Annotated in this window: 14 protein-coding genes; 11 read left to right on the plus strand and 3 right to left on the minus strand. The window is 39.5% G+C overall.

The annotated features are described in order from the left end of the window. Nucleotides 1–219: 219 nt before the first annotated feature. The 4 genes from EL215_RS07680 (at nt 220) to odhB (ending at nt 5,920) form a co-directional block, all read left to right on the plus strand. A complete protein-coding gene (locus EL215_RS07680; RefSeq protein WP_005695953.1) occupies nt 220–882 on the plus strand; it encodes a Bax inhibitor-1/YccA family membrane protein in 663 nt (220 codons plus the stop codon). Between the two features lie 125 nt (nt 883–1,007). Beyond that, nucleotides 1,008–1,679, plus strand: coding sequence for a helix-hairpin-helix domain-containing protein (locus EL215_RS07685; protein ID WP_126471277.1), 672 nt, complete (start codon nt 1,008–1,010; stop codon nt 1,677–1,679). A 149-nt stretch (nt 1,680–1,828) separates the two neighbouring features. Further along, entirely contained in the window at nt 1,829–4,636 is a 2,808-nt protein-coding gene (sucA, locus tag EL215_RS07690) for a 2-oxoglutarate dehydrogenase E1 component (RefSeq protein ID WP_126471279.1), read from the plus strand. A gap of 57 nt (nt 4,637–4,693) precedes the next feature. Then, the gene (gene odhB, locus EL215_RS07695) at nt 4,694–5,920 is read left to right on the plus strand and encodes a 2-oxoglutarate dehydrogenase complex dihydrolipoyllysine-residue succinyltransferase (protein WP_126471281.1); all 1,227 of its coding nucleotides are present in this window, start codon (nt 4,694–4,696) and stop codon (nt 5,918–5,920) included. A 101-nt stretch (nt 5,921–6,021) separates the two neighbouring features. Here odhB and cytX read toward each other — a convergent pair whose 3' ends face one another. Then, nucleotides 6,022–7,200, minus strand: coding sequence for a putative hydroxymethylpyrimidine transporter CytX (gene cytX / locus EL215_RS07700; RefSeq protein ID WP_126471283.1), 1,179 nt, complete (start codon nt 7,198–7,200; stop codon nt 6,022–6,024). Nucleotides 7,201–7,344: 144 nt separating this feature from the next. On the opposite strand from cytX, the gene sucC reads away from it, so the two are divergent. The 6 genes from sucC to EL215_RS07735 all read left to right on the plus strand — a co-directional run bounded on the left by sucC (nt 7,345) and on the right by EL215_RS07735 (nt 12,939). Further along, complete coding sequence (sucC, locus tag EL215_RS07705) at nt 7,345–8,511, plus strand: ADP-forming succinate--CoA ligase subunit beta (RefSeq protein WP_126471285.1); 1,167 nt, start codon at nt 7,345–7,347, stop codon at nt 8,509–8,511. Between the two features lie 2 nt (nt 8,512–8,513). Further along, nucleotides 8,514–9,383, plus strand: coding sequence for a succinate--CoA ligase subunit alpha (sucD, locus tag EL215_RS07710; protein WP_126471287.1), 870 nt, complete (start codon nt 8,514–8,516; stop codon nt 9,381–9,383). Nucleotides 9,384–9,505: 122 nt separating this feature from the next. Beyond that, complete coding sequence (locus EL215_RS07715; protein WP_049355749.1) at nt 9,506–10,129, plus strand: L-threonylcarbamoyladenylate synthase; 624 nt, start codon at nt 9,506–9,508, stop codon at nt 10,127–10,129. Nucleotides 10,130–10,168: 39 nt separating this feature from the next. Next, nucleotides 10,169–11,179, plus strand: coding sequence for a 23S rRNA pseudouridine(2605) synthase RluB (gene rluB / locus EL215_RS07720; protein WP_049355748.1), 1,011 nt, complete (start codon nt 10,169–10,171; stop codon nt 11,177–11,179). A gap of 12 nt (nt 11,180–11,191) precedes the next feature. Next, nucleotides 11,192–12,163 carry an HTH-type transcriptional regulator CysB gene (gene cysB, locus EL215_RS07725; RefSeq protein WP_126471289.1) on the plus strand — a complete coding sequence of 324 codons (972 nt, stop codon included), beginning with the start codon at nt 11,192–11,194 and terminating at the stop codon, nt 12,161–12,163. A 521-nt stretch (nt 12,164–12,684) separates the two neighbouring features. Next, nucleotides 12,685–12,939, plus strand: coding sequence for a helix-turn-helix domain-containing protein (locus tag EL215_RS07735; protein WP_126471291.1), 255 nt, complete (start codon nt 12,685–12,687; stop codon nt 12,937–12,939). 55 nt (nt 12,940–12,994) lie between these two features. On the opposite strand, the gene EL215_RS07740 is transcribed toward EL215_RS07735, so the two are convergent. Both EL215_RS07740 and prmB read right to left on the minus strand, forming a co-directional pair. Further along, a complete protein-coding gene (locus tag EL215_RS07740; RefSeq protein WP_126471293.1) occupies nt 12,995–14,059 on the minus strand; it encodes an MFS transporter in 1,065 nt (354 codons plus the stop codon). Between the two features lie 97 nt (nt 14,060–14,156). Further along, nucleotides 14,157–15,101, minus strand: a complete 945-nt coding sequence (prmB, locus tag EL215_RS07745) for a 50S ribosomal protein L3 N(5)-glutamine methyltransferase (protein WP_126471295.1) — start codon at nt 15,099–15,101, stop codon at nt 14,157–14,159. 84 nt (nt 15,102–15,185) lie between these two features. Between prmB and smrB the strand changes: the two genes are divergently transcribed. Next, nucleotides 15,186–15,695, plus strand: a complete 510-nt coding sequence (gene smrB / locus EL215_RS07750) for an endonuclease SmrB (RefSeq protein ID WP_049355742.1) — start codon at nt 15,186–15,188, stop codon at nt 15,693–15,695. Nucleotides 15,696–15,732 lie beyond the last annotated feature (37 nt).

Raw genomic sequence — 15,732 nt, forward strand, 5'->3', positions numbered from 1 at the left:
AAAAGAGGTTCATTATAAGGTAATTCAGCTTGTTGAGTAAGTTAATTTATTCACTATAACGCATATAAAAAATAACTTTAAAAATTGACCGCACTTTTCCCTTCTTAAATATAAAAATTGAAACAAATTCTTGATTTACCATTGACTTTTTGACCTATAGCCCTTACTTTACAGATTGATATTTCATCAATTTTATTCTCTGTAAAATAAGGAGCTTTTATGCAATCTCGCATTGTGGTTAATTCACAGGAAGAATCACTACTTAGCACACACAAAGTGCTACGTAATACCTATTTCTTATTGGGATTAACGATGGCATTTTCGGCAGTTGTTGCTTATATCTCTATGAGCTTAAACTTGCCTTATCCAAATCTTATCGTGTTACTTGTAGGTTTTTACGGTTTACTTTTTGTCACAAACCGTTTAGCAAATAGTGCGTGGGGAATTTTGGCTGCATTCGCGTTCACTGGATTTATGGGCTATACCATCGGGCCAATTTTAAATATCTATGTGGCAAGAGGAATGGAAGATTTAATTATGCTTGCATTCGCAGGTACAGCCATCGTCTTCTTTGCTTGTTCAGCTTATGTGCTAACAACGAAGAAAGATATGTCTTTCCTTTCTACCGCAATTTTCTCATTATTTATCGTGTTATTGTTAGGGATTGTGGCAAGCTTCTTCTTCCAAATTCCGGCACTAGCGGTAGGGATCAGTGCATTGTTTGTGGTGTTCTCAACAATGACAATCCTTTATGAAACCAGCAATATTATTCACGGTGGTGAAACAAACTATATTCGTGCAACAGTGAGTATTTATGTGTCAATTTACAATTTATTCATCAGCTTATTAAGATTACTTTCTATCTTCTCAAGCGATGATTAGTCAGCATTAAATTTAAAAACGCTCCTTATTAGGGGCGTTTTTTTGTTTTGAACTAATTTTCTTAAGATAAGTCTTAGCATACAGGTTCGCTTGTCAAGCCCATTAATAACAAAACAGGAGTTTTTATGAAATCTTTAAAATCACTTTTAACATTAACATCACTTGCATTAGCCGTATCTGGTTCTGCATTGGCAACGAATACATCTGTATTACCAACAAAAGAATCAGTCGTAACTAATTCAAAATCAATGGTTGAAAGTACAAAAGCTGACGTGAAAAATGCGGCAAATGATAAGCTTAAATCAATGAGTGATAGTGCGAGCTCAACGAAATCAAGCGCATTAGATAAAGTTAATGCAGCTAAAGAAAAAGCAACTTCCGCGAAAGATGCGGTAAAAGAGAAAGCATCTGTTTTAAAAGAAAAAGCGACTGAGAGTAATCAACCATCCATGAAAGACAAAGCCACTGAAAAATTAAATTCAGTGAAAGAGAGTGCGAAAGAAAAAGCGTCTGACGCAAAAACAAAAGCGGCAGATAAAGTAAAAGAAGTGAAAGATAAAGCGACTTCAACAAAAGAGTCAGCAAAAGAGAAAGTGGCTTCTTCTGCAAAAGTAAACATCAATAAAGCGGATGCAGAAACATTACAAAAACTTTCTGGTATCGGTGAGAAAAAAGCACAAGCGATTATTCATTACCGTAACAAAGTGGGCAAAATCAAAAGTGCTGCCGAGCTTTCAAATATTGATGGTATCGGTGAAGCTACAATTGAAAAAATTACTCCATACTTAAGTTTCTAAGAAAGCTCAGATAAAACAGACCGCACTTTATGTGCGGTTTTTTTATTGAAGTAGATCACAAAATTGTAACAAAGTGTGATTTGAGGATTATTTCTTTTTTTATCCTATGTATAATGGGCAGACAACATCATGTAATACAAGGGGTAGATATGCAGCATTACAATGCCTTTGATGAATGGTTGGCTTCAACCGCTTTAGGTGGTTCTAATCAGTCTTATATTGAGGAATTATACGAACGTTATTTAGAAGACCCATCTTCAGTCGATGAAAGCTGGCGTGCTACATTTGATGCATTGCCGAAAACAACCGCAGTAGAGCAACCACATTCACCAGTCCGTGATTATTTCCGTCGTTTAGCGCGAGAAAATACAACAGAAGCCGTGACGGTTATCGATCCAGAAGCCAGTGCCAAATTAGTCAAAGTACTCCAATTTATCAATGCTTATCGCTTCCGTGGTCATTTAGAAGCGAAACTAGACCCAATCAATTATTATCGTTGGAAAGTCTCCACCGTACCTGAGTTGGATTACCGTTATCACGGTTTTACCGAGCAGGATCTTAATGAAACCTTCAATATTAATCACTATGTCTATCATCGCGATAACATCAAGTTAGGTGATTTAGCTGAAATGCTGAAAGAGACCTATTGTGGCTCAATTGGTCTTGAGTTTATGCATGTTCAGGATATGGAGCAAAAAAGTTGGTTACAAAGCAAATTAGAAAGCCAATTAAATAAACCGCTCTTTACCAAAGAAGAAAAAATTAATTTATTAAGCGAATTGACCGCTGCAGATGGCTTAGAGCGTTATCTCGGTGCAAAATTCCCAGGTGCAAAACGTTTCTCTTTAGAGGGAAGTGATGCCTTTATTCCATTGATGAAAGAAATTATTCGTCATGCGAGCAAACAAGGTGTACAAGATGTGATGTTTGGTATGGCACACCGTGGTCGTTTAAATATGTTAGTAAACGTGCTCGGTAAGAAACCCGAAGATCTTTTCGACGAGTTTGCGGGTAAACATTCAGGCGAGCGTACAGGTGATGTGAAATACCACCAAGGTTTCTCTTCTGACTTCGCAGTCGGTGATCGTCGCGTGCATTTAACCCTTGCATTCAACCCATCCCATTTAGAAATTGTTAGCCCAGTAGTGATTGGTGCGGTACGTTCTCGTCAAACCAAAAAGAATGATACAGAGCGTAATCAAGTATTAGCGGTTACAGTTCATGGGGATTCCGCAGTAGCGGGACAAGGTGTTGTACAAGAAACCTTGAATATGTCTAATGCACGTGGTTATACTGTTGGTGGAACAATCCGTATTGTGATCAATAACCAAATTGGTTTTACCACCTCTAACCCAAATGACACCCGTTCAACAGAATACTGTACTGACATCGCGAAAATGATTCAGGCACCGATTATTCATGTTAATGGTGATGATCCTGAAGCAGTCGCTTTTGCCGCGAGAATGGCGGTGGAATATCGCAATTTATTCAAACGCGATATTTTCATTGATCTGATTTCTTATCGTCGTCATGGTCATAATGAAGCGGATGAACCATTAGCCACTCAACCAATGATGTATAGCATCATTAAAAAACATCCAACGCCACGTAAAGTCTATGCAGATCGTTTAATTGCTGAAGGGATGATTACCGAAGAAGAAGCCATTGAAATGATGAATCTCTATCGTGATGCTTTAGATAACGGCGATCGCGTAGTGAAAGAGTGGCGAGAAATGAATACCGCCCAAATGGACTGGTTGCAATATCTCAACTATGACTGGACATCCCCTTACGAAAGTAAATTCCCACGAGAGCGTTTCCAAACTTTAGCGGAGCGTGTCAGTGAATATCCAGAAACCTTACGTGCTCATCCTCGTGTCGAAAAAATCTATGCTGATCGCCGTGAAATGGCAAAAGGCGAGAAATTGCTCGATTGGGGTATGGCAGAGACTATGGCATACGCAACCTTATTAGATGAAGGTGCTAATGTTCGTTTATCGGGTGAAGATGCAGGACGTGGTACGTTCTTCCATCGCCATGCAGTTGTGCATAATCAAAATGACGGGACAGGCTATGTGCCATTAACGCATTTGCACGCCAACCAAGGTCGTTTTGAGGTGTGGGATTCAGTATTATCCGAAGAAGCCGTATTGGCTTTTGAATATGGCTATGCGACAACAGATCCAAAAACATTAACCATTTGGGAAGCGCAATTTGGTGACTTTGCAAACGGCGCACAAATCGTGATTGACCAATTTATTAGTTCTGGCGAACAAAAATGGGGCAGAATGTGTGGCTTGGTGATGTTATTACCACATGGTTATGAAGGCCAAGGCCCAGAGCACTCATCCGCTCGTTTAGAACGTTATTTACAACTTTGTGCAGAACAGAATATGCAAGTGTGTATTCCATCTACACCAGCACAGGTTTACCACATGTTACGTCGTCAATCGATCCGTAAAATGCGTCGTCCATTAATTGGTATTTCACCAAAATCTTTATTACGTCATCCACTTGCCGTGTCAAGTTTAGATGAATTAGTAAATGGCACATTCCAAACAGTCATTGGTGAAATTGATAACATTGATCCGAAACAAGTTAAACGTGTAGTTCTATGTTCAGGTAAAGTGTATTACGATCTCTTGGAACAACGTCGTGCGAATAACCAAACAGATGTGGCGATTATTCGTATTGAGCAGCTTTATCCGTATCCACATGAAGATGTGAAGAAAGCGTTAGAGCCTTATGCTCATGTGATGGATTATGTATGGTGTCAAGAAGAGCCATTAAACCAAGGCGCTTGGTATTGTAGTAAGCATAACTTTGACAGCTCGCTGCCAGAGCATGTGAAGTTAAAATATGCAGGTCGTCCTGCCTCTGCTTCACCAGCGGTAGGTTATATGTCTTTACACACCAAACAGCAAAAACAATTGGTAGAAGACGCGCTGACACTGTAAAAGTTCGGTCGAAATTTCAGTAATTTTTAAAGAAAGAATAATTTAAAGGAAAATAAAATGACAATTGAAATTCTTGTTCCAGATTTACCGGAATCCGTTGCGGATGCAACTGTTGCAACATGGCATAAAAAAGTTGGTGAGACGGTAAAACGTGACGAAGTATTAGTAGAAATTGAAACAGATAAAGTGGTACTTGAAGTACCAGCCTTAAGCGATGGCGTAGTGACTGAAATTCTTCAAGAAGAAGGTGCAACCGTAGTAAGTAAACAGCTTTTAGGTAAACTTTCTACTCAACAGGCTGGTGATATTTCATCTAAAACAGTGAAAGACAATGAACCAACACCTGCTGATCGTCAAAGAGCAGCCATTGAAAATAGCCACAATAATTCAGCGGATCAAGGTCCTGCTATTCGTCGTTTATTAGCTGAACACGATTTAGATGCTGAGAAAATTCAAGGTTCTGGTGTGGGTGGTCGTATTACCCGTGAAGATATTGAACGTGAAGTGGCAAAACGTGACGCACAAAAAGCGAAACAAGATGTGGCAACAGAGCAGAATACTATTAGCACCGTGGCATATAGCTCTCGTTCAGAAAAACGCGTACCGATGACCCGTTTACGTAAACGTATTGCGGAACGTTTATTAGAAGCGAAAAATACCACCGCAATGCTCACTACATTCAATGAAGTGGATATGCAGCCGATTATGAAATTACGTAAAACATACGGCGAGAAATTTGAGAAACAGCATGGTGTACGTTTAGGCTTTATGTCTTTCTACATCAAGGCTGTAGTTGAAGCGTTAAAACGTTATCCAGAAGTGAATGCCTCAATTGACGGTGATGACATTGTGTATCACAACTATTTTGATATTAGCATTGCCGTTTCAACCCCGCGTGGTTTAGTGACACCAGTATTACGCAATTGTGACAAACTCAGTATGGCGGATATTGAGAAACAAATTAAAGCACTAGCAGAAAAAGGCCGTGATGGTAAATTAACCGTTGAAGATTTAACAGGCGGTAACTTCACCATTACTAATGGTGGCGTATTTGGTTCTTTAATGTCCACACCAATTATCAATCCACCGCAAAGTGCAATTTTAGGCATGCATGCCATCAAAGAGCGCCCGGTTGCGGTAGATGGCCAAGTGGTGATTCGTCCGATGATGTATTTGGCATTATCTTACGACCACCGCTTAATTGATGGTCGTGAATCAGTTGGTTTCTTAGTGGCGATTAAAGACTTATTAGAAGATCCAACTCGTTTATTATTAGAAATTTAAGCACACAGGCTTTTCTCTTTTGAGGGGAAAAGCCTTTTTTATATTGATGTGAATAAAAGGGCGGGAACAATGCCCGTCTTTTTATAATTAAAATCCAACCTTTATTTAGCTATTTTACGTACTAAGATTGCTAAGATAAAGGTAATGATGATAACAGGGAAAGTCAGACCTAAATCGGTTTCCCAACCTTTTGCCATAAGGAAACGATAGAGTACGAAGCCGACAAACCAAACGCTGAGTCCAACACTATCAACTGATTTTTTAACATCATGCTGTTTGAGCACAAAGAAATCAGCGATAAGCACAGCGATCATTGGCGCGAATACTGAGCCAATAAAGAACAAGAAATGTTCGTATTCTGTTATAGGCAAGGTTGAGGCTAATATAATGCCCACAATCACGGTAAGTACGGAGATTGGCGTGACTTTTAATTGAGGGAAAATATTGTTTAAACTCATGCCGGTGGAATAGGCGGGAAGAGCAGTGTTAATCATGGTAGAGGCGATGACAATTAATACGCCAATAACACTGACACCAGCAAGCGAAAGAATTTGTGAGATTTCAGATTTACCGGTTACTAATGCTGCACCTAAGCCAAGAGTATACATCCAGCAGCTGGTCGCGGTATAAGTCAGCGTTGAAAGTGCGGTCGTTTTAAATGGCGTTTCGCTATTCTTCGTATGGTCAGATACTACCGGTAACCAAGAAAGCGGCATGACGGCAGCAATTTCAACAGCTGTACCAAATTTAATATTTTGTGCTACATCCATGGCAATGAATGGTTTATTCGCGACTTGAATACTAAGCCACAACATCAGTAAAAACATGGTAACAAGTGAAATGCTTTTGAAGATACCTAATTTAGTGAAGCCGAGTAGTAGCCAAAGTATGATGAGTATGCCTAAGCCAAGTGTAAGGAATGGAAAGATGGAAGCATCAGCTGTTTGATTTAAGATAGAAATGACTTCAGCCCCCATATAAATCATGACAGCAGTCCATCCCATCAGTTGCATGGCATTGAGTAAAGAGAAAAGCGCAGAACCTTTTTCACCAAATGATATTTGTACCGTTTGCATGGCACTTTTTTTGGTTTTTGCACCGATGTAACCTGCACAGAAAAACATCGAACCACCAATAAAGTGTCCAACGATGATGGCAATTAAACCTTGTTTCCATCCTAGTGGTGCAAACCAAGTACCCGTGAGAATTTCTGCCATTGAAATAGCAGCAGTAAACCAAATGAGTGCAATAGCAAGATTGCTTGATTTTTTCGTTTGCATGTTGTTATCCTTAACATGAATTGTGGTTATTATGTCCCAGTATATAACTCAATATGGAAAGGGCAAGCCAAGAATTTAAAATAAAACAAAGTGCGGTCAAATTTTTGTTTGTTTCGCTAAACAACATCAAAATAGGAAGGAAATATGAATTTACATGAGTACCAAGCTAAGCAGCTTTTTAAGCAATATGCTCTACCTGTAAGTGAAGGTGTCGTGTGCCAAACAGCAGATGAAGCTGAAATGGCACTCTTTCAGCTGAATGGCGATGTTTGGATAGCGAAATGTCAAGTTCACGCAGGTGGACGCGGAAAAGCCGGTGGTGTAAAGCTCGTGCATAATGCAGAAGAAGCGCATGCTTTTGCGGATAAATGGCTTGGACAACATTTAGTAACCTTCCAAACCGATAAAAAAGGCCAACCCGTTAATAGCATTTATATTGAAGAAACCTGCCAGATTGATAAAGAACTCTACTTAGGCGCAGTGATTGATCGTGCTTCACAGAAAGTCGTTTTTATGGCATCTTCAGCGGGTGGCATGAATATTGAAGATGTGGCAAGAGAAACGCCTGAGCTAATCCATAAAGTCGCCATTGATCCTTTGGTTGGCGGTATGCCATATCAAGGTCGTGAATTAGCCTTTAAACTCGGTTTAAGTGGCGAGCAAAATAAGCAATTTGCTGCTATTTTTGTGAAATTGTCGCAGCTTTTTGTCGAAAAAGATTTTTCTTTAGTTGAAGTGAATCCACTCGTGGTAACAAAAGAAGGTCACTTACTTTGTCTCGATGCGAAAGTAGGCATTGATGATAACTCACTTTATCGTCATCCTGAGCTGTTAGCCTTACGTGATTTAAGCCAAAGTGATTCTCGTGAAGCAGAAGCAGAAAAATATCAGCTCAATTATGTTGCCTTAGAAGGTGATATCGGCTGTATGGTTAATGGCGCCGGACTCGCTATGGGAACCATGGATATCGTGAAATTATATGGTGGTAACCCTGCAAACTTCCTTGATGTTGGTGGTGGTGCAACGAAAGAGCGTGTGGCTGAGGCATTCAAAATTATTCTCACAGATAAAAATGTGAAATCTGTCTTAGTAAATATTTTTGGTGGAATTGTACGCTGCGATCTTATTGCTGAAGGTGTCGTAGCGGCGATTCAAGAAGTCGGTGTAAAAGTGCCTGTTGTGGTTCGATTAGAAGGAACCAATGCCCCACAAGGTAGAGCAATTTTAGCCGAAAGTGGTGTGAATTTAATTTCAGCACATAGTTTACAAGAAGCAGCACAAGCGGCAGTGAAAGCGGCAAAAGGAGAATAATCATGGCGATTTTAATTAATAAAGAGACAAAAGTAATTTGCCAAGGTTTCACTGGTGCGCAAGGGACATTTCACAGCGAACAGGCATTGACTTATGGCACAAAGTTAGTGGGGGGCGTTTCACCGAATAAAGGCGGAACAACGCACTTAGGTTTGCCGGTATTTAATACCGTGCATGAAGCCGTGCAAGCTACAGGGGCTACGGCAACCATGATTTATGTGCCCGCACCATTTTGTAAAGATGCGATTTTAGAAGCCATTGATGCAGGTATTCAGTTGGTTGTCTGTATTACAGAAGGTATCCCAACGCTGGATATGTTGTTGGTAAAACAAAAATTAAATGAAACGGGAGTCGTGATGATCGGCCCGAATTGCCCAGGCGTGATTACACCAGATGAATGCAAGATTGGGATTATGCCAGGTAATATCCATAAAAAAGGTAGAGTAGGCATTGTTTCTCGCTCAGGTACTTTAACCTATGAAGCGGTACAACAAACGACAGATGAAGGTTTTGGTCAATCTACTTGCGTAGGAATCGGTGGCGATCCTATTCCAGGATCTAACTTCATTGATATTCTCAAACGTTTCCAAGACGATCCTGAAACTGAAGCTATCGTGATGATAGGTGAAATCGGTGGCTCTGCAGAAGAAGAAGCGGCAGCGTTTATTAAATCTCATGTGACAAAACCTGTGGTGGCTTATATCGCAGGCGTGACGGCGCCAAAAGGTAAGCGTATGGGACACGCAGGCGCGATTATCAGCGGTGGAAAAGGGACGGCAGAAGATAAAATTGTTGCACTTGAAGCAGCTGGTGTGAAAACGGTGAGAAGTCTTGCTGAAATCGGTTCAGCCCTCCGTGAATTATTGAAATAAAATACTTAAAAAATGGACCGCACTTTGGATTAGTTTTCAAAGTGCGGTCGTTTTTTATAACAAATTCTTATAACTACATCTAAATCAGTGTATAATCTCGTCAGTTTTTTAAGGACAAAATTATGAGCCAATTTTTCTATATCCACCCTGAAAATCCGCAAGCGCGTTTGATTAATCAAGCGGTAGAAATTTTGCGTCAAGGTGGTGTCATTGTGTACCCGACAGATTCGGGCTATGCCTTAGGCTGTATGATAGGCGATAAACATGCGATGGATCGTATTGTTGCGATTCGTAAATTGCCAGAAGGGCATAATTTTACGTTGGTATGTAGCGATTTATCCGAGCTTTCAACCTACGCAACGGTGAGCAATTCGGCTTATCGTTTAATTAAAAACAATACGCCGGGGCGTTATACTTTTATTTTGACGGCGACGAAAGAACTTCCACGCCGATTAATGACCTCAAAACGCAAGACTATTGGTTTGCGTGTGCCGGATAACCAAATTGCTTTGGATTTATTGAACGCATTAGGTGAGCCGATTCTATCTTGCTCACTGATGTTGCCTGATAATGAACATATGACTTATTCTGATCCAGAAGAGATTCGTGAATGTTTAGAACGTCAAGTGGATTTAATTATTCATGGTGGCTATTTAGGCCAAGAGCCAACAACGGTGGTGGATTTAACGGAAGAATCGCCAGTGATTTTACGTGAAGGAAGTGGTAGTACCGATCCTTTCATTTAACTTATTTTAGACGCTTGGGAAAGCGACAAAGGAAAACAGATGAAACCTATTCAAAAAACAGTCAGACAAGAACGTGAAAAACAAGCGGGAAAGCAACCGCACTTTGAGCGTAAAGAACGTAAAAGTGCGGTCAATTCTGACATCAAATCAACCCCTAAAGCTAAGGTGGCTAAACCCTCTCGTCAATCGACAGTAGAAGGTGAAAAATTACAGAAAGTGCTTGCGCGAGCAGGACAAGGCTCTCGTCGTGAAATTGAAGCGATGATTGCTGAGAACCGAGTGAGTGTCGATGGTAAAATGGCCACCCTTGGTGATCGTATTGATGTACATTCTGGTGTAAAAGTGCGTATTGATGGTCGTATCATCAATCTTCAACAAGCACAAAAAGAAGTATGCCGTGTATTAATGTATTACAAACCAGAAGGCGAACTTTGTACCCGCAGCGATCCTGAAGGTCGTGCAACTGTATTTGATCGTTTACCACGCTTAAATGGCGCAAGATGGATTGCAGTCGGTCGTTTAGATATTAATACTTCGGGCTTATTACTTTTCACGACAGATGGTGAATTAGCTAACCGTTTAATGCACCCAAGCCGTGAAGTTGAACGTGAATATTCCGTGCGCGTATTTGGTCAAGTGGACGATGCCATGTTAGCGCGTTTACGTAAAGGCGTGCAGTTGGAAGATGGTCCAGCTAATTTCAAAGAAATCAAATTTGCGGGCGGTGTTGGAATTAACCAATGGTACGATGTGACCTTAATGGAAGGTCGTAACCGTGAAGTGCGACGTTTATGGGAATCACAAGGTATTCAAGTGAGCCGCTTAATTCGTATTCGTTACGGCAACATTAAGCTAATGAAAGGCTTACCGCGTGGTGGCTGGGAAGAAATGGATCTGGAAAACGTCAACTATCTACGTGAGTTAGTGGGCTTACCACCAGAAACCGAAACCAAATTAGACGTAACCAAACCTCGTCGTCGACCAAAATCAGGTCAAATTCGTAAAGCAGTAAAACGTTATACTGAGTTAAGTAAACGCTATAAAAAATAGGTGGTATTAGCGATGAAAATGCAGCAACTTCGCTATATTGTTGAGATTGTAAACCAAAATTTAAACGTGACAGAAGCGGCTAACGCACTTTATACCTCTCAGCCAGGTATCAGTAAACAGGTTCGCTTGTTAGAAGATGAACTCGGTTTAGAGATTTTTGAGCGTAATGGTAAACACATTAAATCCATTACTCCTGCGGGTAAAAAGATCGTGGCTATTGCTCGTGAGCTTTTGGTTAAAGCACAAAGCATTAAATCGGTTGCCAATGAATATACTTGCCCGAATCATGGGGTGTTACGCATTGCGACAACCAATACACAAGCGCGTTATATGCTGCCAGGTGTGGTGGAACGTTTCTCTAAACAATATCCGGATGTGAGCTTGCATATTCATCAAGGTTCACCCACTCAAATTCATGATGCGTTGATTTCTGGTGAAGTAGATCTAGCGATTACGACAGAAGCGCCGTATCTTTTCGATGATTTAATTCAACTGCCTTGCTATTTATGGAATCGTTCGGTGATTGTTAAACCCGATCATCCTTTAGCAAAAGTGAAAGAGCTTACCGTTGAAGACTTAGGTAAATATCCGTTAGTCACTTATACTTTCGGCTTTACTGGTGTATCTGATTTAGATTATGCGTTTAACCGAGCTGGTATTTTGCCGAATATTGTGTTTACCGCAACGGATGCTGACGTGATAAAAACCTACGTGCGTTTAGGATTGGGCGTGGGCATTATGGCGTCTATGGCACATACACCTTCCGATACGGATTTAGTGGCGATTGATGCGGGAAATTTATTTCGTCCGAGTATAACGCAAATAGCCTTTAAACACAGCACATTCTTACGCAACTATATGTATGATTTTATCGAATTTTTCTCACCGCACTTAACACGTCCAATGGTTGAAAAAGCCGAGAGATTGCGTGATAACAATGCCGTGAAGAAATTGTTTGATAATGTCGAATTAGATGTGAAGTAAAATAGCAGTTAAAAATTAAACTTTTTTATAGAAGAAAGGACGCGTTATAGCGTCCTTTTTTGCTATTGTTTTTCATTTTGATTCTGAAGTTTCTCTTGTTTTGAATGATAAAAATAGAGGTATGTTAAACCAATTGGTGCGATAAATACTGCGAACACAAAACACAGCATCATGGTTATGAATTTGATTATAAGCATGAATAGAGCATTAACAAAGAAAACATTATTTCCTAAAATATATTCAATAATACTTTCATAAACAAATCAAGAATAGGGATATAAGAATAAACAAATTAATCCAAGGATTATATTAGTAAGAAATATAGATGAGTTACCAGTATGACTGTAGTTGTTATATCCTATAACAGCCATAAATGTAAAAAAGATTGACCCGAATAAAAATTGACGAATATAGTAAGCTTTTGATAAGCCACCAAGAGTCTTAGATAAAAATGACATAACATCTCCTTATAGTTGAACCTAAAACGGGTACAAGTATAACTTGCACCTAAAATAGGTGCAATGAGAAAATTAAGATTATCTATTCATTCCGATGAATATATTTGGTTAAGAGAATTATTGCTTAATCGAAGAAAAGAGCTGGGTTTATCACAACGCGCATTTGGAGAAAAATTGGGCGTTGTACATTCGTTTATTGGAAAAGTAGAGACTGGAGATCGTCGTTTAGATGTATTTGAATTCATCGAATATTGCAAAGGACTTAATTTAGATCCAATTCAGGTATTAAGAGAAATTGAAGAAAAATTTAAAGTATAATATTTGTCATATAGTTTTACAAAAGTGTATTGAGACATTGACTCAATACGCTTTTTTACAATAAAAACAAATGAGGCACTAAATTCATGACGATAACTGTCGCGATAGAAAGCAATAATCGTGATGCTCCAAAGATAAAACCTCGGTTAGTGCCATTATCAAATTTTACTAATAAATTTGCCATCGCCGTTAAGGCATAGACTTCAATCACCGTGAAGATGACTAAGTAAATATAAGCGGAAACCACAGAAATATATTTCAACGTAATAAACCAAGGCAAGATAATGCCCACAGCCAAGATTGGTGCCACCCATAAGGTTTGTTTAATCGTTAAATTAATTTTTCGAGAAAAATAACTTTGTAATGACACAGTCAACAAACCATTTACAAAAAGTGCAATGGGGGAGTGTTCTGGCATCACTAATTTATTATCGAAAAGAAATGGGAAGATCACAAAGAATGACGTTGCAATGGAAAGAGGAATAAATAGCATCAAATGCACAAATAAAAATTCTTTGGTGATGATTTCTTTAATTTGAGCAATGCGAAACTTCACTAAGGTCTGTAAGGTTTGGATTTGATAAAACGGTTTTACCATTAAGGCAAAGAGAACCGCTTCCATCGCAAAGCAGACCCAAATCAGCGACTCAATGTGATTGTATTTGATAAATGGAATCACTAACAAAGGCGCAAACATAGACGACATGGAGGTGACTTTTAAATATTTTCCCTGTAATCGAGTTTTCTCTTTGTATTCTTCGCCTGCGAGTACAAGTAGGCAGGCTTTCGCATTGGTACCAAACAAACAACTGCCTAAGCCAAAACAGGTGGTGGCAATTAAAAGCAGAAGGTAATTGTCTGCAGAGAGAAAGAAAATGTAGGCGATCACATCTAAAAAGCACCCAAGCAACATCATTTTGGCCAGTCCAAATCGATCGCCCCAAATACCGGCTAAAATGGCTAATGCTTGGTTGCAGAAGAAAAGCAACGAGAGTGAAAAGGCAATTTCACTGTTACTTAAGCCTTTTCCTTGTAAATAGATGAAAAATACCGTTTGCATGGAAAAGAATGCAAGGGTAGAAAAGAAACGACGAGTCAGTAAAAGTTTTTGTAAATTCATTGTGTTATTAAAAAAAGAAAAGCACGCGTTAAGAACGCGCGCCAGTAATTGGTTAAGTGCGGTCAAAATTCACGACGATTTTTAACCGCACTTGAGATTAAAATGAATCGTGATATTTCACTAAATCTTCGCGGCTAATGGCAAATACACCTAGACCGCCATTTTTTAGTTCAACCCATTCAAATGGCACATCTGGATATTGTTCAATGAGACTTACCATACTGTTGCCTACTTCGCAAACGAGCACGCCATTTGGTGTTAAATAATCCGGCGCTTGTTTTAAAATTTGTTTTGTAATTTCTAAACCATCAACACCGGAACCTAAGGCTAATTCAGGCTCATAATGGAATTCTTCCGGCATATCTGCCAAATCTTCTTCATCTACATAAGGTGGGTTGGTCACGATTAAATCATATTGTTGACCGAAGAGATTTTGGAATAAATATGATTGAATCGGGAAAACACGGTGTTCTAATTGGTGGCGTGCAATATTGATTTCCGCTACATTTAACGCATCCACAGAAAGATCGACTGCATCCACTTCAGCCTCAGGAAAGGCTTCAGCAGTAGCAATCGCGATACAACCACTGCCGGTACAAAGATCTAAAATACGTTTTGGTTCAGATTTTAAAAGCGGAGCAAATTTATCTTGGATTAATGCACTAATTGGCGAGCGAGGAATAATCGTCCGCTCATCTACATAGAATTCTAATCCGCAGAACCACGCACTATTTGTTAAATAGGCGACAGGCATACGTTGCTCAATACGGCTTAAGACTAATTGTACTAAGGTTTCTTTTTCTGAGTGAGTGAGTTTGCTGCTAAATAAATCTTGCGGTAAATCGAGCGGTAATTGAAGTCCCGCAAGGACTAATTGAAGACTTTCATCCCACGCATTGTCATGGCCTTGTCCGTAATAAATATCAGAACGGTTAAATGTGCTGTATGTCCAGCGTAAAAAATCTTGAATGGTTGTTAATTCACTTGCCACATTATCTTCTAAAATTGTCGCAACAAGTTCTTGATTGTGTAAGGTTTCCATTTTGTGCCTCAATAAAAAATTTGGCTAGTTATACCATAGAATAGATGTGCTATCATTAAGCAAAATAACAAATTGAGAAAAATAATGACAGAACAAGATGATTTCGATCTTTTTCGGGCGGAAACAAAAGGGATCAAACCCATCAAGCAAGATACTTTTGTGGCGCCGCGTCAAAAGAGCGGTCAAAAAAAATCTGATTTACGTGATATTCGAGAAAAAGAAGATACGCTTTTCTATTTTTCCGATGAATATGAACCATTGCTAAATGAACATGATGGTGTCATCAAATATTTACGCGAAGGGGAAGATAGCCATTTATTGAAACAACTTCGTCGTGGCGATTTTTCACCCGAATTATTTTTGGATTTACATGGTTTAACCCGTGAGCAAGCCAAAATGGAATTAGCGGCATTGTTGCTAGCTTGTGAAGATCAGCATGTTTATTGCGCGAGCATCATGACCGGCTATGGAACCTTTACGTTGAAAAAACAAATTCCACGTTGGTTAGTTCAGCACCCTAAAGTCCGGGCGTTACACCAAGCACCCAAAGAATGGGGTGGAGAAGCAGCGATACTCATTTTAGTGGATGTATAAAGAAAGATGCAGATCGACATTGATCTGCATCTTTTGT

It is taken from the genome of Haemophilus parainfluenzae (genome assembly GCF_900638025.1).
GTDB lineage: Bacteria > Pseudomonadota > Gammaproteobacteria > Enterobacterales > Pasteurellaceae > Haemophilus_D > Haemophilus_D parainfluenzae_J.

Excerpts from the sequence above, each read along its gene's own strand:
- EL215_RS07680 (WP_005695953.1), top strand. The coding sequence starts at position 220 with ATGCAATCTCGCATTGTGGTTAATTCACAGGAAGAATCACTACTTAGC.
- EL215_RS07685 (WP_126471277.1), top strand. The coding sequence starts at position 1,008 with ATGAAATCTTTAAAATCACTTTTAACATTAACATCACTTGCATTAGCC.
- sucA (WP_126471279.1), top strand. The coding sequence starts at position 1,829 with ATGCAGCATTACAATGCCTTTGATGAATGGTTGGCTTCAACCGCTTTA.
- odhB (WP_126471281.1), top strand. The coding sequence starts at position 4,694 with ATGACAATTGAAATTCTTGTTCCAGATTTACCGGAATCCGTTGCGGAT.
- cytX (WP_126471283.1), bottom strand. The coding sequence starts at position 7,200 with ATGCAAACGAAAAAATCAAGCAATCTTGCTATTGCACTCATTTGGTTT.
- sucC (WP_126471285.1), top strand. The coding sequence starts at position 7,345 with ATGAATTTACATGAGTACCAAGCTAAGCAGCTTTTTAAGCAATATGCT.
- sucD (WP_126471287.1), top strand. The coding sequence starts at position 8,514 with ATGGCGATTTTAATTAATAAAGAGACAAAAGTAATTTGCCAAGGTTTC.
- EL215_RS07715 (WP_049355749.1), top strand. The coding sequence starts at position 9,506 with ATGAGCCAATTTTTCTATATCCACCCTGAAAATCCGCAAGCGCGTTTG.
- rluB (WP_049355748.1), top strand. The coding sequence starts at position 10,169 with ATGAAACCTATTCAAAAAACAGTCAGACAAGAACGTGAAAAACAAGCG.
- cysB (WP_126471289.1), top strand. The coding sequence starts at position 11,192 with ATGAAAATGCAGCAACTTCGCTATATTGTTGAGATTGTAAACCAAAAT.
- EL215_RS07735 (WP_126471291.1), top strand. The coding sequence starts at position 12,685 with ATGAGAAAATTAAGATTATCTATTCATTCCGATGAATATATTTGGTTA.
- EL215_RS07740 (WP_126471293.1), bottom strand. The coding sequence starts at position 14,059 with ATGAATTTACAAAAACTTTTACTGACTCGTCGTTTCTTTTCTACCCTT.
- prmB (WP_126471295.1), bottom strand. The coding sequence starts at position 15,101 with ATGGAAACCTTACACAATCAAGAACTTGTTGCGACAATTTTAGAAGAT.
- smrB (WP_049355742.1), top strand. The coding sequence starts at position 15,186 with ATGACAGAACAAGATGATTTCGATCTTTTTCGGGCGGAAACAAAAGGG.